A 16,677-nucleotide genomic window follows, 5' to 3' on the forward strand; every position below is an offset into this window, starting at 1 on the left:
GCAGAACCATTCACGGCAGGCCCCTTCATGACCGGACCCTTCATGACAGGACCACCCGTCGGTCGGCCACCGCGTACAGCACGTCCGCCGCGGCATTGGCGAGCACTACGAAGAACCCGGTGACCAGCACCATGCCGACCACCACCGGCAGGTCCACCACATTGACGGCGTGGACGAGTTCGCGCCCGATCCCGGGGATACCGAAGAGCGACTCGGTCAGTACGGCGCCCCCGAACATCGAACCGAAGTCATTGGCGTTGAGCGCGATGACGGGAGCGAGGGCCCCGCGCAGCGCGTGCCGCGCGATGATGCGGCGCTCGCTGACCCCGTACGCGCGGAAGGTCCGCACATGGTCGTCGGCCAGCGTCTCCAGCATCGAGGCCCGGGTCAGCCGGGCGTACTTGGCGGACTCGATCAGCGCGAGCGAGAGCCAGGGCAGCAGCAGGTTCCACGCCCACTGCTGCGGGTCGTCGGAGAACGGCACGTACTGCGGATACGGCAGCCAGCCCAGCGTCCCGCACACCACGATCATCAGCACCAGGCCGATGACGAAGACGGGTGTCGCGGTACCGGCCAGGGTGACCCCGGTGAGCAGCCGTTCGGTGGGCCGCCCGCGCCGCCAGGCGGAGAGCACACCGGTGCCGACCCCGAGGATCAGCCACATCACCATCGCCCCGAGCGTGAGGGAGGCGGTGACCGGCAGCTTGGTGAGGATCAGCTGGGTGACCTGCTGGTCGGTGCGGTACGAGAGGCCGAGGCAGGGGGCCTTGCAGTGCAGCACCGAGGTGCCGGTGGAGAAGTCCCGCCCGGCGAAGATGCCCTGGAGGAAGTGCCCGTACTGCACATACAGCGGGTCGCCGAGGTGCAGTTGCTCGCTGACCTGGTGCACCTGGACCGGTGAGCAGCGCGGACCGCAGGTGATCTGCGCGACGTTGCCCGGTGCGACGTAGAAGACCGCGTAGATGATCACGGAGATCGCGAAGAGGGTGACCACGGCGCCGGTGAGGCGCCGCAGCAGGAAGCCCGCCATGTTCACGCCACCGCCCCCTTCTCCTGCCGGCGCCCCGTCTCGCGCTTGCGTCCGGTGCCGATGCGCAGCCGGGAGGCGGCACGCGGGTCGAGTGCGGTCCGTACGCCGTCGCCGAGCACCGTCAGCGAGACGACGGTGAGGAAGAGCATCCCGGCCGGGAGCAGCAGATACTGCGGCGCGGCCTGGTACCAGACATCGGCCGATGTGAGCATCTGTCCCCAGGACGGGGTGGGCGGTTGGACGCCGACGCCGAGGAAGGACAGCGCGGCCTCGGCCGAGATGTTGGCGGGGAAGAGCAGTGCGGCGTAGGTGATGACGGGTGCGGCCAGCGACGGCAGCAGTTCGCGGCGGGCGATCTGCCACTGGTTCCAGCCGCTGAGCCGGGCCGCCGCGACATGGTCGAGCGACTTGAGGCTCAGCGTCGCGGCCCGGACGATCTTCGCCGTACCGCCCCAGGCGACGAGGCCGATGACGAGTGCGACCAGCACCGGACGCGGGAAGGTGTCGGGGACGATCGCCATCAGCGCGAGCGAGAGCACCATCAGCGGCATCGCCACGACGACGTCGGTGATCCGGCTGAGCACGTTGTCGACGAGCTTGTTGCCGAGTCCCGCCGCGACCCCGAAGGCGACGCCGAGCAGCACCTGGACGAGGGTCGCGGCGAAGGCGACGGAGAGCGAGACCCGGGCGCCGTAGACCAGCCGGGCGAAGAGGTCGCGGCCGGTCTGCGGTTCGATGCCGAGCCAGTGGTCCGCGCTCATGCCGCCGAGCGGGCCGACGGGGACGCCACCGCGCGCCGAGTCGATCAGATCCGGGTGGTAGACGTTGGGATCCTGGCCCTCCAGGGCGGTGAGCAGCGGCGCGGCGAGCGCGGCCAGGACGAGCAGGGCGACGACGACCGCCGCGGTGGTGGCGGCGCGCTGTCCGCGCAGCCGCCGCCAGAACTGACGGGCCCCGGAGACGGGGACCGCGACCGCGGCCCCCGCTCCGTTGGCCAACAGGGCTTCTGACATGGTTACTTGACCGCTGTCTGGGAGATGTCGAGCACACCGGTCCAGTCGCTGATCACGACGTTCTTGATGTCCTGGCCGTAGAGCCGCTTGTAGACGGGGTGGAAGAGCGGCACGGTCAGCGCCCGTTCACCGATCTTCTTGTCGAGCGCGCCCCAGCGCCGGGCCGCCGCCTTCAGGTCGGTCAGCTTGTTGATCGCGTCGATCTCCTTGTTGACCGAAGGGTCGTTCAGGAAGCCGGTGTTGAAGTTGGCGCCGTCCCTGACGATCTGGCGGCCGTCGAAGATCGGGGCGAGGAAGGGCCCGCCGGACGGCCAGTCGGCGCCCCAGTGGGCGAGGAAGAAGCCCGGCTCGGTCTTCGCGTTCTTGGTCTTGTCCTTGTAGTCGTTGTCCTCAAGGCCCTGGAGCCTGACCGTGATGCCTGCCTTCTTCAGGGACTCCTGGAGGGCGGTGGCGATCTCCGGGCTGGTCTCGAAGTCCTTGGCATTGGAGTGCGTCAGGGTGACGGTCAGCCCCTTGGCGTAGCCGGCCTCCTTCAGCAGCGCCTTCGCCTTGGCCGGGTTGCCCGTCGCGCCTGCCGGGAAGTGGTCGTACGGCGTGTAGCCGAAGGACTTCTGGTCGGGCAGATAGGTGGTGGCGGGCTCGGCGAGCGCGGAGCCGCCCGCCGCGTTGATCACCGACGAGCGGTCCACCGCGTACGAGATCGCCTGGCGCACCTTCGGGTTGTCGAAGGGCTTCACCTTCGGGTTGAAGGCGATGTAGTTGGTGTAGCCGAAGTGGCCGGTGCCGACCCGCGAGGCGAGCTTCTTGTCACCGGTGACCTTGGCCAGTTCGGCCGGGCCGAGGTTGGTGTCGGTGGTCACGGCGGCGGCGTCCGCGCCCTGGGAGCTGGCGAGCCGCTGGTTGATGACCGAGGAGTCGAGTCCGGAGCGGACGTCGATGGTGTCGGGGTAGGCCTTGCGCTCGCTGTCGGTCTTCGCCGACCAGTGGGGGTTGCGCGCGAGCGTGATCCGCTCACCGTCGTTCTCGTTCTTGACGACCTTGTACGGGCCCGACGAGAGCGGGTGCTCCTCGTACTTGGTGCCGGTGTCCTTGGCCTTCGGTACGGGGGTCGTCTGGGTCTGGGTCGCCAGATAGGGGAACTCGCCCTCGGGCTTGTTCAGATGGAAGACGATGGTGCGGTCGTCGGGCGTCACGATCGAGTCGAGGCCCTTGCCCTTCTTCCCGTCGGCCCCCGCCTTGTACGGGCCCTGGTACTGGGCCCCGCCTATCAGCCAGTCGCGCAGGTACGGCGCCCCGCCGGACAGTTCGGCGGCGAAGGACCGCTCGATGCCGTACTTGATGTCGCCGGACGTGATGGGGGTGCCGTCCTCGTACCGCAGCCCCTTCTTGAGGGTGTACGTCCAGACGGTGGCGTCCTTGCTGGGTCTGCCGGTGTCGGTCGCGAGGTCGGGGACGACCTTCGTACCGTCGGCGCCGTTGGCGCGGTGGCGGGTGGTGAGCGTACGGAACACCAGCGAGGGGACGTTGCCGCCGCCCGATGTGTAGAGGCGCGCGGGGTCGAAGTCCGTCTGCGGCTGGCTGTTGAGGACGGTGAGCCTGCCGCCCTTGTGGGGCTTGCCCTGGGCTCCGGACGTGGCGCTGCCGCCGTCATCGGGCCCGGCGCAGGCAGCAGCGCCCAGGGCCAGAACCAGACTCGCGGCCGCCACGGACGCTGTACGTGGGGACAGATGACGCATCAGAAAAGCACCTCTCGGTGTGCTGAACGCGGAAAGTGACAGGGATCCGCACAGGCAGCAGCGCCGGAAGAGAGCACCGGGGAAAACAGAAATGCCGCGCCCGCGGGTGGAAGAGGCCCGGGCGCGGCAGGGAAAAAGGCCGACACGCGCCGGGACAGGCGGTGTCAGCGACAGAGAATGTCGGCGACGCAGTGCCCGGTCACGCCGAACAGCACCAGCTCAAAGGCGGTGTGATCGGAGGACTCGGGGCAGCGCGGCATGACGAGAAATATGAACGACCCGCCGACCGATGTCAACGTGACTGGACGCCGGAACGAGACGGCCGTCTCAGCCGGTGGGATAGACCCAGGGATTGGCCCGGCACTTGATCCCGCCGATGTCCAGCGACTTGGTCTGCTGCTGCATGACCGGCGCGAGCGCACCGGGGGTGCGGCAGGACACATGGTTGTGTCCGAGCCGGTGGCCGACTTCGTGGTTGATCAGCATCTGCCGGTACGGATAGATCTTGCTGTCCCCGTAGGTCTTCGATCCCTGGGCCCAGCGGTAGGCATTGATCATCACGCGGTCGGTGGCCGCCGAATCGCAGGACACGTTCTCTTCGAGTGTGTCGAGACCGGATTTGGCGCACCAGTCGGCGGTGGTGACGGGGCTTGCCAGCGTAATCACGAAATCCGGGCGCCCGGAGGAAATACGCTCGAATGTCTTGGCCCCGTCGTGCGCCCAACTCCGTTTGTCGTTCAGGGTTTTCTGGACCGCGTCGGCGAACAGCGTGCCGTCGAGCCCCATTCCCTTCTCGATATCCACCCGGTAGCGGTATTTGTGCCCCTGGCCCGGCGCCTTCGCCGATCCCCCGACCACGGAGAAATCGCCTGACGCCTTGAGTTTCGGGGAGAGGGGATACAGCTTGGACATCTTCTGCGTGTAGGTCAGCGGCACCGGAGCCGCCTTCGGCGTCACCCGGTTGTCGCCGCGCGAGGCGGCCCCTGCGCCGGTCTCCCGCTTGCCCGGGCCCGTGGCCCGGGTGTCGCCGTGGCTGTCGCCCCCGCCCATGACCTGGCCCGCGACCACGACCGCGAGGACGGTGACCACGGCGGCAGCGGCGATCCCGGCGAAGGCACGGCCCTTGCCGCCCTTGCCTCCGGGGCTGTCCTGCCCTGTTCCGGTGTCACTGGTTCCGGTGTCACCGGTTCCGTTGCCGCTGACTCCGGAGCCGTCGAGAGCCTCGGAGGTGTCCAGAGTCCGGGAGGAGGCGACAGGAGCGACAGGAGCGACAGGAGCGGCGCTGCCGGTCCCCGTCGCGGGGCCGCCGGCGCCGGTCCCGATCGTCGCGGCACCGGCACCGGCACCGCCGGGACCCGGATCCGTACCGGAGAGGTCCGTGAACGCCTCCACGAACTCCTTGCGGGGGCCGGGGACTTGGGGGCGCCGCTGCTGGACGCCCTGCCAGGGCCCGTACCGCTCGGGGCCCGGCGCGTTCCACTCGGGCTGCTCGGGGTGACCGCCGCGCACCTGCGGCGGCGCCGTCTCCCCGGGGGCCCTCCTGCGGCGTCCGGTGCCCGCCCCGGCAGGTACCTCGGCGGCGGTGCCCGCCCCGGCAGGTACCTGGGCGGCGGTGTCCGCACCGTCACCGGCGGTGTCGCCGGAGATGCCTTCCACACGCCGAGGCGCGCTCTGGGGCGCACCTTGCGGCGCACCGTCCCGACGGCTGTGACGTCCCACTCCCCGGATCAGCTCCCACTGCTGTTGTTGTCGTTCAGCAACTCCCGGAAGGCGGTAGCGACCAGCTCCGGGTACTCCATCATCGCCACATGCCCGGCATCGGGCAGCGACAGCAGCCGGGAACCGCGGAACGCGGCAGCCGCCTTGCGGGCCATACGGTACGAGACGAGCTGGTCCCGGACTCCGTACACCAGCAGCGTAGGGGCCAGCACCCGCTGCGCCTGACGCCACAGCCCGTGCTGCCCGCCCAGTGTGTACGCATCGACGATGCCACGCGCCGACCGGGTCATGGCATCCCAGAAGTACGGCAGCCCGAGGCGCCGTTCCATCTCCTCGACCGCGTTGCGCAGGCCCTCGTCGCTGACGCGCGACGGGTCGCCGTAGCAGAGTCCGAGCATCCCGCGGGTGCGCATCTCGGGTGTCCAGTCCTTGGTGAGCCGCTGGAAGAGACCGGCGACACCGGGCACCGCGAGGAGCGCGGTGGGCGCGGCCGTGCGCTGGACGCGCAGGTCGGGCAGGGCGGGCGAGATCAGGGTGAGGGTGCGCACCAGATCCGGGCGCAGGGCGGCGACGCGGGTGGTGACCGCGCCGCCCAGCGAGTTGCCGACGAGGTGGACCGGGCCCCGGCCGCTCGCGTCGAGCATCCGGATCACCGCACGGGCGTGGCCGGTGACCGAGTAGTTCCCGTCGTCCGGCGGCGGCGAGTCGCCGAAACCGGGCAGGTCGAGCGCCTCACTGTCCACGATGTCGTCGATGAGGGGCATCAGCGCCGACCAGTTCTGCGAGGAGCCGCCGAGCCCGTGCACGAGGAGCGCGGGCGGCAGCCCGGCACGCGCCGGGGGCCGGGAGCGCACGGTCAGCGTCAGCCCGGGAAGCGTGACGGTCCGCAGCTCCTCTCCCGCCGCGATCCGTACGGTGCTCGCCCCTGTGGCCGGGACGGCAGCCGCGATTCCCGGCAGCTCGGTCGAAGACATAAGGCGATGTTACGAGACGATCACGCGGGCATCTGTGTGTTCGCTGTCACAGACACATCGCGCTCAGGGGCGCGGGCTCCTACTCTCGGTAGGGAGGGAAGGGAAGCAATCATGCCGACCGAGCCGAGCGACAAGGCGGATCCCCGATACTCCGATGCCGGTACCGAGCACCCCGGGAAGGCCGCACACACGGGAAAACCCCGGAAGGACCCGGAGACCGGGAACAGCGAGGCCGTCGAGCACAGCGAGGCCGATCCGGCCGACGCCGCGGAGCAGCGGAAGGACCTCACTCCGCAGGAGGACGACCCGCTGACCGGCATCGATCCCGCGAAGGCCAATGAGGCGGACGCCAGCGAGCAGGCCCGGGTGGTTCCCGTCGACGAGGACGACTACCGCTGAAAGCGCTTCCCCACCGGTCCGGTCCGTGAAATTCTGCGTCCGCACCACACACAGCCGGGTTACCCAAAAGTACGATGGCAGGCAGCGACGCACCAGCGTGTGCTTGTTCAACTGAGCTTGTTCAATCATTGGGAGGCGGCGTGACAGCCATCGAGCAGACCGAGGCAGCGCGTCCGCGGGGTACGCGGCTGCCGCGCCGCGCACGACGGAATCAGCTGCTGGGCGCCGCCCAGGAGGTCTTTGTCGCGCAGGGCTACCACTCTGCGGCGATGGACGACATCGCCGAGCGTGCCGGTGTCAGCAAGCCCGTGCTCTACCAGCACTTCCCGGGCAAGCTCGATCTCTACCTGGCCCTGCTGGACCAGCACTGCGAGTCGCTGCTCCAGGCGGTCCGTACGGCGCTGGCGTCGACCACGGACAACAAACTGCGCGTGGCGGCGACCATGGACGCCTACTTCGCGTACGTCCAGGACGAGGGCGGCGCGTTCCGGCTGGTCTTCGAGTCCGACCTGACGAACGAGCCGGCCGTGCGCGAGCGCGTCGACCGGGTCTCGCTCCAGTGCGCCGAGGCGATCTCGGACGTCATCGCCGGGGACACCGGGCTCTCCAAGGACGAGTCGATGCTGCTGGCCGTGGGGCTCGGCGGTGTCTCCCAGGTGGTGGCCCGTTACTGGCTCTCCAGCGATTCCGGCATCCCGCGCGACACCGCGGTGCAGCTGCTCACCTCGCTGGCCTGGCGCGGCATCGCGGGGTTCCCGCTGCACGGCAGCGACCAGAGCTGACCCGGCCGGGCCGCGCCCGGCACAGCCGTGTTCGCTGCGGGCGTGCGGTGCTGACGTCTTACGGGGCGCCGGGCCCGGCTAATGTGTGCTGCGTACGGCGCGGCTGACCGCGCACCGCACGACCGTCGGAGGGACATAGCCGTGGAGGTCAAGATCGGGGTTCAGCACGCACCCCGGGAGATCGTTCTGGAGAGCGGGCAGTCCGCCGAGGAGGTCGAGCGCTCGGTTGCCGACGCGCTGGCCGGCAAGGCGCAGCTGCTCAGCCTCACGGACGACAAGGGCCGCAAGGTCCTGGTCCCTGCGGACCGCATCGCCTACGTGGAGCTCGGCGAGCCCGCGACCCGCCGGGTCGGGTTCGGCGCTCTGTAGGCAGAGCTCCGCAGGCGGCACAGCAGCAGGACGGACGACGGGAACGGCCCGGCGGTCAACACGACCGCCGGGCCGTTCCCGTGCGTGTGGTCCGGCTGCGCCAAGGATTGCGTTCCGCGGCCACCGGGTAGGACCGACATCAGTAAAGGACCGGTCAGTTCACAGCCGGTCCATATCCGGCTCACAGCGGCGCACGGAAGGGACGACATGCTCTGGGAAGCCCTCGCATCAGTACTGCTCGGCCTGGCGCTGGCCTGGTACGCGGCACGCAAGCTGCCCACCCGCCTGCCGTCCCGGCACGTGGTCCTGGCCACCGGCCCGGTCGGCGCCCTCTTCGGCGCCTTCCTCACCCGCTCGGCACTCGGCCCCGGCCACGCCACCGTGGTCCTGCTGGGCGCGGTCGTGATCGGAGCGGTGGTGCTCTCCCTGCTGCTCCGCCCGGTCCACCGGATCCGGCGGTCAGCGGCTGTGTAGCCAGGACACCCTCTTCCCCGGGGCCACCGGCCCCGGGGCTCCGGTCAGGCGGCCAGGCCCAGTGCGGCCATCCGCTTGGTGTGGGCCTCGGTGATCCTCGTGAACATCCGGCCGACCTCCGCGAGGTCGAAGCCGTCGGAGACGCCGCCCACCAGCATCGTGGAGAGCGCGTCCCGGTCCGCCACCACCCGCTGGGCCTGGCTCAGGGCCTCGCCCATCAGCCGTCGCGCCCACAGCGCCAGGCGGCCGCCGACCCGGGGCTCCGCCTCGATCGCCGCGCGTACCTTCTCCACCGCGAAGTTGCCGTGGCCCGTGTCGTCGAGCACGCCGAGCACCAGCTCGCGGGTGTCGGTGTCCAGCCGGGCCGCGACCTCGCGGTAGAAGTCACTCGCGATCGAGTCGCCGACGTACGCCTTGACCAGGCCCTCCAGCCAGTCCGACGGCGCGGTCTGGCGGTGGAAGTCGTCCAGGGCCTGGGCGAACGGCTCCATGGACGCCGTGGGCTCCACATCGATCGCGGACAGCCGCTCGGACAACCGCTCGAAGTGCGAGAACTCGGCGGACGCCATCTTCGCCAGAGCCGCCTTGTCACCCAGCGTCGGCGCGAGCTTGGCATCCTCGGCGAGGCGCTCGAAGGCTGCCAGTTCGCCGTACGCGAGCGCGCCGAGCAGGTCGACGACCGCGGCGTGGTACCTGGGGTCGGCCGACGCCGTGTCCCAGTTCTGCGCGGCGATACCGGTCTGTTCCTTGGCGGTGTCAGGCGTCTGCATGGACCGCACAATAGCGCTCCGTCCGCCGGGGACGAATTGCCGAGCAGCAGTCCGAGCGGGATGTGAGCCGGGATGTGAGCGAGGTGTGCGTGCGCCCCGTGAGAATCGGGCGGAGACCGGGCGGGGGCCCTGTGACCGGGGGGAAAGCGGTGGCGGAAGAGACCGCTGCGGGAGCGTTCAACCAGTGTGGCCTTGGTCTCCTGATGAATTCACCCAACGCACCTGCGCGATTTGGGGGTACAGTGGTAATGCGCCTGTCGAATGTTCAGCATGTTCGGTGGGTCATCCGAATGAGGATGCCCGGTCGGTGGCCCGATCGGCTCCACCTGACCGCCCTCACCAATTCGATGTGAGGGGCCCCCTCAGCGGCACGAGCGCTTGAGCGAAGGCAGTGGTCCCGCGCCAGTCGGCACGGTACGACCCCCTTGTTCGCCTCGGTCCGCGTCTCACAGAAGAGGCAGCACCCTGACTACGTTCCGAGACCTCGGTATTCTCACCGAGACCGCCGAAGCCCTTGAGGCCGTCGGCATTACGTCCCCCTTTCCCATCCAGGAGATGACGCTCCCCGTCGCGCTCTCCGGCTCCGACGTCATCGGCCAGGCCAAGACCGGCACCGGCAAGACGCTCGGCTTCGGACTGCCGCTCCTGGAGCGCGTCACCGTCCCCGCGGACGTCGAGGCGGGCCGGGCCAAGCCCGACCAGCTGACCGACGCCCCCCAGGCGCTCGTCGTCGTCCCCACCCGCGAGCTGTGCCAGCAGGTCACCAACGACCTGCAGACCGCCGGCAAGGTCCGTAACGTCCGCGTCCTCGCCATCTACGGCGGCCGGGCCTACGAGCCGCAGGTCGAAGCGCTGAAGAAGGGCGTCGACATCATCGTCGGCACCCCTGGCCGGCTGCTCGACCTGGCGGGTCAGAAGAAGCTCAACCTCGGTCACATCCGCGCACTCGTCCTGGACGAGGCCGACGAGATGCTGGACCTGGGCTTCCTCCCCGATGTCGAGCGCATCATGAGCATGCTGCCGGCACGGCGCCAGACGATGCTGTTCTCGGCGACCATGCCCGGCGCGGTCATCGGACTGGCCCGGCGCTACATGTCGCAGCCCACGCACATCCGCGCCACCTCGCCGGACGGCGAGGGCCAGACGGTCGCGAACATCACGCAGCACATCTTCCGCGCGCACTCCATGGACAAGCCCGAGCTCGTCTCGCGCATCCTCCAGGCGGACGGCCGCGGTCTGGCGATGATCTTCTGCCGTACGAAGCGGACGGCCGCCGATATCGCCGAGCAGCTCGCCACCCGCGGTTTCGCTTCGGGCGCGGTCCACGGTGACCTCGGCCAGGGCGCCCGCGAGCAGGCGCTGCGCGCCTTCCGCAACGGCAAGGTCGACGTTCTGGTCTGCACCGACGTCGCGGCCCGCGGTATCGACGTCGACGATGTGACGCACGTCATCAACTACCAGTCCCCCGAGGACGAGAAGACGTATCTGCACCGCATCGGCCGCACCGGCCGCGCGGGCAAGTCGGGTACGGCGATCACCCTGGTCGACTGGGACGACATCCCACGCTGGAAGCTGATCAACAAGGCGCTGGACCTGCCGTTCGACGAGCCGGAGGAGACCTACTCCACCTCGGCCCACCTCTACGAGCTGCTGGGTATCCCCACCGGCACGAAGGGCGTCCTGCCGCGCGCGGACCGTACGCGCGCCGGGCTCGGCGCCGAAGCGGTCGAGGACCTGGGCGAGACCGGTGGCCGCGGCCGCAAGGCGTCCGTACCCGCGCCCGCCGTGAAGGAGGAGCGTGCCCCGCGCACGCCCCGCCAGCGCAGGCGCACCCGCAACGGCGCGCCGCTCACGGAGTCCGGCGCCGCCGCACCCGCGGCGGAGGCCGTGACCGAGCAGTCCGCCCCGGCGGACCAGGCCGGCAGCGCCGACGAGGTACGCGCACCGCGCCGTCGCCGTCGTACGCGGTCGGCCGGCGCCGACGCGCGGCCCGCAGACCATCCCGTGGCCGAGGCAGCTGTGGTGGCTCCGGCCGCACCGGTGGCCGAGGCCGAGACACTTGCCGCGGTCAAGCCGAAGCGGACCCGGACCCGGACGGCCAAGACCGCCACGAAGGCGGCCGAGGCGCCGGTGGCCGAGGCGGTTGAGCCCGAGGCGGCCGAGGCGAAGCCGAGGCGCCGCCGCACGCGGGCGCCGAAGGCGGCACAGCCCGAGAGCTGAGAACCGACAACAACCGGTGGCCCGAACCCTGCTGAAGGGGTCCGGGCCACCGGTGTGTCCGGCCCCGGGGGCTGATCCGAACGACAGGCCACGGGCCTCCCCGGGGACGCTGGGAGTGCCGCCGCGGGAGACGCTAGCCTCGTGACATGAGCAGGCCTCTTACGTTCGCGCCGCCCCCCGGCACCCACGCCGGCCCCCTGCGGACCACCCGCGGCACCTTCGCATCGCTGGTGACCCCCGCCGCCGGGTCCGCAGCCCCGCGCCCCGGGTCCACCGTCCTCCTGCTCCCCGGGTTCACCGGGAGCAAGGAGGACTTCACCGCGATGCTCCAGCCGCTCGCCGCCGCGGGCTACCGGGTGGTCGCCGTCGACGGGCGCGGACAGTACGAGACCCCTGGCCCCGACAGCCAAGAGGCTTACGCTCAGGGCGAGTTGGCCCGGGACGTACTCGCTCAGGCAGCGGCGGTCGGCACCCCCGTACATCTGGTCGGGCACTCGCTCGGCGGTCAGATCGCCCGCGCGGCGGTGCTGCTCGATCCGGCGCCCTTCGCGTCGCTGACACTGATCTCGTCCGGGCCCGCAGCGGTCACCACCGCCCAGCAGCAGAAGATCGAGCTGCTGAGCGACGCACTCGGCAAGTGGGGGATGGAGCAGGTGTGGGAGGCGATGCGCGCCATGGGTCCGCCGCAGGACGCCGAAGCGGGCGACGAACCGGCCCTGCGGCGACGCTGGTTGATGCACCATCCGGCCCAGCTCATAGCAACCGGGCGGCAGTTGGCGACCGAACCGGACCGGGTGGACGAACTCGCCGCCCTCCCGCTCGCGCGGCATGTCGTGTCGGGCGAGAGCGACGACACCTGGCCGGTGCCGCTGCTGGACGAGATGGCCGTACGGCTCGGAGCGGTGCGGAGCGTCATCGCGGGAGCCGAACACTCCCCCAACACCGACCGGCCCGAGCGGACGGCCGAGGCACTGACCGCGTTCTGGGACCGGCACTGCGGCTGACCGGTACTGCGACCGGCCGGTACTGCGGCTGGCCGGTATCGCAGTACCGATCAGTGGATCAGTACTGCGACTGAAGGTGGTTCCAGAAGCCGTCCCGCAGCGCCCGCCGCAGGTCGCCGTGACCGCGCAGCGACTGCTGGAGCAGCCGTTCCGCGTCGACCAGCAGATCCTGGTCCACCGGACCCGGCAGATAGGGGCGCCCCGGCAGCAGTTCGGCGAGCGTCTGACGGCCGCGCTCGGAGAGCCAGGTCGCCGCGATCTGCGCACCGACGAAGCGGACGTCCTCCCGGGACGGCGGGGGCGCCCCCTCCTCGTACACCGTGACGGGGCGGCGCCCCACGTACGGCTGCCAGAACTCCAGGTCGAAGGTCCGCTGGCTGTCGACCTCCCAGAGCAGCGGCTCGGCCTGATTGCGGCCCTCCCCCGCCTCGATGCCCCAGAGGTGGACCCGCGCCCCGTACCCCTGGGCGGCCTCGACGGCGGAGACCAGGTCCTCGTCGCCGCCGACCAGCGCGGCATCGCTGATCGCACGGTGCCTGGCGAGCGATTCCAGATCCGTGCGGATCAGGGAATCGACGCCCTTCTGCTGGTTGTTGGCGTTCAGATTGCCGAGCCGGACCTTGACGTCCGGGAGCTCGGCGATGGACTGCTGTTCGGGGGTGTGGATACGGCGCCGGGCGCCGTCGTACCAGTACACCCGGAGCAGCCTGCTGTCCGCGAAGATGGTCCGCGCCTTGTCGATGAACGCCTCGATCAGGCCCTCCGCGTCCAGATCGAACGATCTGCGGTCCTCGTTCCCGGTGACCAGCAGGCCGGCCGCCGCGTACACATATCCGGCGTCGACGAAGATCGCGTGCGTGGAGGGTGTCTTGGACACCTCGGAGAGCACACGCTGGAGGAGCGCGTTGGTGCGCTCCAGCTGGGCACTGATATCTGGATCGTTCATACGGGGTTCATTCTCTGTGGCCTCACGGAGTGAGCACAACCTGCGGCCCGACCCATCGGTCGTTAGGCTCGCGAAAATTTTATTTAGCGTAGGGAATGTTTGCCGGGGGCAACTCGTTATCTCCTACGGAACGTGTGTTGCACGCTAACGACGCAATCACCTCTTAACGGACGGGCAACCGTCCGGACTCCGCGCGGGACGAGACTGTGAGAGCCCGCACCAGTAGTTCTCCTAGCAGGAGGATCAGACGAAGGGAGAAGCCTTGCGCTTCGAAATCATGCGACTCGATGATGTCGATGGCTCCGCCATGGACAGCACCGTCGTAGACGCCGCCTCCGTCAACCGGATCGTGCAGCAGGCCGCCGCAATCGGCCAGCGCATCTACATCCGCCCGGCCGAATCGTCGGCCTCGTAACACCGGAAGATTTTCCAGAGGAAGCGCCCCCGTGCAGACGCACGGGGGCGCTGTGCGTCCGGCCGCCGGGCATGCGGCGCACTCAGCCGGCCTTGATGACCTGCGTGATGCCGTTGATGATCTGCTGCACCGCGATCGCGGACAGCATCATCCCGGCGAGCCGGGTCACCAGCACCACACCGCCGTCCTTGATGACCCGGATGATCAGCAGCGAGTACCGCATGGTCACCCAGAGCACCACGTGCATGGCGACGATCGCGGCCCACACGGACACCTGCTGCGCCGCGGTGGACGCGTGCTGCACCGCGAGGATCACCGAGACGATCGCACCGGGCCCTGCCAGCAGCGGCATCCCCAGCGGCACGAGGGCGACGTTGACGTCCTTCGTCTGCGTCGGCTCGTCGGTCTTGCCGGTGAGCAGGTCGAGCGCGATGAGCAGCAGGAGCAGCCCGCCGGCGATCATCAGCGCCGGTACGGAGACATGCAGGTAGTCCAGGATCTGCTGACCCAGCAGACCGAAGACGGTGATCACTCCGAGAGCCACCGCCACCGCCTGCCCGGCCATCCGGCGCTGGACCTTGGCGGGGCGGCCCGCGGTGAGGGCGAGGAAGATCGGGGTGATTCCCGGGGGGTCCATGATCACGAAAAGCGTGACAAAGAGGGATCCGAAAACGGCGACGTCGAACACAGTGAGGGCCTTGCTTGCGTGGAGAGAGTGAGCGGGGACGGTGGTACCGGAGCGCGGACGCGGCCCGGTACGGAGGCGTCACCCGCGGAGCGCCGCCGGAACGCGGCACACCGGAAGGTGACAGAACGGGAGGGGGCGGGGCGCCGCCCGGCACCGGACCCGCATACGGTCCGGGGGGGGGCGACGCGGCGCGGCGCTAGGCGGAGTGTCCGCCGGCGCCCGGCACCGGGAACGCCCCGGTCGCGCGCCGGGTGATCTCGCCGTAGACCTCGGGATGCGTCGTACACGCGCCGAGTTCCACGGACTTCCGGCTGCCGTGGTAATCGCTGGAGCCCGTGACCAGCAGCCCCAGATCGGCGGCGAGCCCCCGCAGCCTGGCGCGGGTGGGCTCGTCGTGGTCCATGTGGTCGACCTCGATGCCGTCGAGGCCGCAGGCGGCCAGCTCCGCCATCACGGACTCGGGCACCACCCTGCCCCGCTTGACGGCCTGCGGGTGGGCGAAGACGGTGACGCCGCCGGCCTGCTTGACCAGCCGGACCGCGGTGAAGGGGTCGAGTTCGTGCTTCTCGGCGTACGCGCGGCCGCCGTCGGCCAGCCACTCGGCGGTGAAGGCGTCGGACACGGTCTCGACGACGCCCAGCTCCACCAGGGCGGTGGCGATGTGCGGACGGCCCAGCGAGGCGTCACCCGCGATGCGCGCCACCTGCTCCCAGGTGATCGGGACGCCCAGCTCCTGGAGCTTGTGGACCATGGTGCGCGCACGCGGGACGCGGTCGTCCCGTACGAGTTCACGCTCGCGCAGGAACTCCGGCTCGTCGGGGTCGAAGAGGTACGCGAGCATGTGCAGACCGACGCCGTCGGCCTCCGCGGTGCCGCCGACCCGGCAGGAGAGTTCGGCGCCCGTGACGAGGGTCAGCCCCGCGGGCAGTGCCGCGCGGGCCTCCGCGTGGCCGCGGGTCGAATCGTGGTCGGTGAGCGCGACGACATCGAGTCCGGCTGCGGCCGCGTTGCGCACCAGCTCTGCCGGAGTGTCCGTACCGTCCGATGCCGTGGAGTGGGTGTGCAGATCGATGCGCACGACGCGGGACTCCGGAGCTCGGGAACGTAAGACGGTCGGGAACGTAAGACGGTCGGGGACGTAAGACGGTGTCCACCAGGGGACGCTCAAGGGTAACCGGCATACGGAGCTGTCCGGGCCGGGCCCTTGGCGGCGGGGGATCGCAGCCGCGCCCGGCAGACCTCGACAGCGAGCCCGCTCGCACAAGCCCCGTGCCCACCCCACCGGGGCGCCCGGTCGCGCCACCGGAGAGCCCGGTCGCCCAGGACCGTCAGCCCAGGCCCGTCAGCCCAGGATGCGCGGGGAGAGCGCCCCGCACGGCAGCAGTTCCACTCCCGTGCCCACTTCGCGCAGGTCCGTCAGGACCAGCTCGTCGTACATCAGCAGCCCCGACTGCTCGGGCCAGAGGATCGCCCACAGCCAGAGCCCGCGCGCCTCCCCCGCGAAGACCGCACGGTCGGTGGGCGACTCGATGCGCCAGAGCGGGGTGGGGCGGCCCGCGGCGAGCACCTTGGCCTGCGGGGGTTTGTCCACGTCGATGTACCGACCGGGGTCGGGGCCCTCGATGCCCGCGTACCGCGCGCCGAGCCCGACGCCCAGCTCCTCGGCCACCAGCAGCAACTCCCCCGGGCCTTCGAGCGGGCCGGGTCCCGAGCAGGCCACGGCGGTCGCACGGCCCCCGCTGCGCTCGTCGCCCGCGCTGACCACGCCCGTGAAGAGCCAGCCGACGGGCAGCGGCCACGGCATCCAGACGGGCACCCGCGCGCGCGAGGCCACCACTTCCAGTGCCTCGACGGTCGGCGGTAGAACCGGCTGCAGCGGATAGACCACGCCGTGCACGTCGCACTGCCACGCGTCGGCGAAGAGGCCGGGTGCCCTGACCCGGCCGCCACACTTCGGGCAACTGGGTTCGCCCCTCATACCTCCCAACGGTCCTCCCCGGCGGTCACCACGTCAAGGACGATCACCCGTCCGCCGCGCACACGTGCGGAAACTAGATGCATCTTGCATTTATTAGCCTCACTAATTTATTATGTGTATAACGCAACGATCTGGCGCGACAGTCAGGCGCCAGGACCGA

17 protein-coding genes and 1 pseudogene are annotated in these 16,677 nt (G+C 70.3%); 7 read left to right on the forward strand and 11 right to left on the reverse strand.

From position 1 onward, the window contains the following. Positions 1 to 40 precede the first annotated feature (40 nt). The 6 genes and pseudogenes from OG385_RS08650 to OG385_RS08670 form a co-directional block, all read right to left on the reverse strand. Positions 41 to 1,030, reverse strand: coding sequence for an ABC transporter permease (locus OG385_RS08650; protein WP_266860726.1), 990 nt, complete (start codon positions 1,028 to 1,030; stop codon positions 41 to 43). 2 nt (positions 1,031 to 1,032) lie between these two features. Next, positions 1,033 to 2,043 (reverse strand): ABC transporter permease, encoded by a 1,011-nt coding sequence (locus tag OG385_RS08655; protein ID WP_266853351.1) that lies wholly within the window; start codon positions 2,041 to 2,043, stop codon positions 1,033 to 1,035. A gap of 2 nt (positions 2,044 to 2,045) precedes the next feature. Then, positions 2,046 to 3,779: an ABC transporter substrate-binding protein gene (locus tag OG385_RS08660; RefSeq protein WP_266853353.1), complete on the reverse strand. Its 1,734-nt coding sequence runs from the start codon at positions 3,777 to 3,779 to the stop codon at positions 2,046 to 2,048. Positions 3,780 to 3,943: 164 nt separating this feature from the next. Beyond that, positions 3,944 to 4,006, reverse strand: a pseudogene (locus tag OG385_RS37360) (Ms4533A family Cys-rich leader peptide); the annotation flags it as partial. Positions 4,007 to 4,106: 100 nt separating this feature from the next. After that, positions 4,107 to 5,498 carry a DUF3152 domain-containing protein gene (locus OG385_RS08665; RefSeq protein WP_266853355.1) on the reverse strand — a complete coding sequence of 464 codons (1,392 nt, stop codon included), beginning with the start codon at positions 5,496 to 5,498 and terminating at the stop codon, positions 4,107 to 4,109. Between the two features lie 8 nt (positions 5,499 to 5,506). Further along, entirely contained in the window at positions 5,507 to 6,472 is a 966-nt protein-coding gene (locus tag OG385_RS08670; RefSeq protein WP_266853357.1) for an alpha/beta fold hydrolase, read from the reverse strand. 111 nt (positions 6,473 to 6,583) lie between these two features. Between OG385_RS08670 and OG385_RS08675 the strand changes: the two genes are divergently transcribed. The 4 genes from OG385_RS08675 to OG385_RS08690 all read left to right on the forward strand — a co-directional run bounded on the left by OG385_RS08675 (position 6,584) and on the right by OG385_RS08690 (position 8,496). Next, positions 6,584 to 6,871 (forward strand): hypothetical protein, encoded by a 288-nt coding sequence (locus tag OG385_RS08675; RefSeq protein WP_266853358.1) that lies wholly within the window; start codon positions 6,584 to 6,586, stop codon positions 6,869 to 6,871. Between the two features lie 140 nt (positions 6,872 to 7,011). Continuing rightward, positions 7,012 to 7,653, forward strand: coding sequence for a TetR/AcrR family transcriptional regulator (locus OG385_RS08680; RefSeq protein WP_266853360.1), 642 nt, complete (start codon positions 7,012 to 7,014; stop codon positions 7,651 to 7,653). Between the two features lie 141 nt (positions 7,654 to 7,794). Continuing rightward, a complete protein-coding gene (locus OG385_RS08685; RefSeq protein ID WP_266853361.1) occupies positions 7,795 to 8,022 on the forward strand; it encodes a DUF3107 domain-containing protein in 228 nt (75 codons plus the stop codon). 207 nt (positions 8,023 to 8,229) lie between these two features. Further along, entirely contained in the window at positions 8,230 to 8,496 is a 267-nt protein-coding gene (locus OG385_RS08690; protein WP_266853363.1) for a hypothetical protein, read from the forward strand. A gap of 44 nt (positions 8,497 to 8,540) precedes the next feature. Here OG385_RS08690 and OG385_RS08695 read toward each other — a convergent pair whose 3' ends face one another. After that, complete coding sequence (locus OG385_RS08695; RefSeq protein WP_266853365.1) at positions 8,541 to 9,266, reverse strand: ferritin-like fold-containing protein; 726 nt, start codon at positions 9,264 to 9,266, stop codon at positions 8,541 to 8,543. A gap of 555 nt (positions 9,267 to 9,821) precedes the next feature. Here OG385_RS08695 and OG385_RS08700 point away from each other — a divergent pair. Beyond that, on the forward strand, positions 9,822 to 11,486 hold the full coding sequence (locus OG385_RS08700) for a DEAD/DEAH box helicase (RefSeq protein ID WP_266853367.1): 1,665 nt from the start codon (positions 9,822 to 9,824) through the stop codon (positions 11,484 to 11,486). A gap of 146 nt (positions 11,487 to 11,632) precedes the next feature. Continuing rightward, the gene (locus tag OG385_RS08705; RefSeq protein WP_266853368.1) at positions 11,633 to 12,490 is read left to right on the forward strand and encodes an alpha/beta fold hydrolase; all 858 of its coding nucleotides are present in this window, start codon (positions 11,633 to 11,635) and stop codon (positions 12,488 to 12,490) included. A gap of 58 nt (positions 12,491 to 12,548) precedes the next feature. Here the strand turns inward: OG385_RS08705 and OG385_RS08710 are convergent, their stop codons facing one another. Beyond that, entirely contained in the window at positions 12,549 to 13,436 is an 888-nt protein-coding gene (locus OG385_RS08710; protein WP_266853370.1) for an NYN domain-containing protein, read from the reverse strand. A 262-nt stretch (positions 13,437 to 13,698) separates the two neighbouring features. Here OG385_RS08710 and OG385_RS08715 point away from each other — a divergent pair, with 262 nt between their 5' ends. After that, positions 13,699 to 13,851 carry a hypothetical protein gene (locus OG385_RS08715; protein ID WP_266853372.1) on the forward strand — a complete coding sequence of 51 codons (153 nt, stop codon included), beginning with the start codon at positions 13,699 to 13,701 and terminating at the stop codon, positions 13,849 to 13,851. Between the two features lie 82 nt (positions 13,852 to 13,933). Here OG385_RS08715 and OG385_RS08720 read toward each other — a convergent pair whose 3' ends face one another. The 3 genes from OG385_RS08720 to OG385_RS08730 form a co-directional block, all read right to left on the reverse strand. Then, positions 13,934 to 14,539 carry a MarC family protein gene (locus tag OG385_RS08720; RefSeq protein WP_266853373.1) on the reverse strand — a complete coding sequence of 202 codons (606 nt, stop codon included), beginning with the start codon at positions 14,537 to 14,539 and terminating at the stop codon, positions 13,934 to 13,936. A gap of 196 nt (positions 14,540 to 14,735) precedes the next feature. Then, positions 14,736 to 15,617, reverse strand: a complete 882-nt coding sequence (locus OG385_RS08725; protein WP_266853375.1) for a PHP domain-containing protein — start codon at positions 15,615 to 15,617, stop codon at positions 14,736 to 14,738. 264 nt (positions 15,618 to 15,881) lie between these two features. Beyond that, a complete protein-coding gene (locus tag OG385_RS08730) occupies positions 15,882 to 16,517 on the reverse strand; it encodes a DUF6758 family protein (RefSeq protein WP_266853377.1) in 636 nt (211 codons plus the stop codon). Positions 16,518 to 16,677: the final 160 nt, after the last annotated feature.

The organism is Streptomyces sp. NBC_01306, assembly GCF_026340465.1.
Classification (GTDB): Bacteria; Actinomycetota; Actinomycetes; order Streptomycetales; family Streptomycetaceae; genus Streptomyces.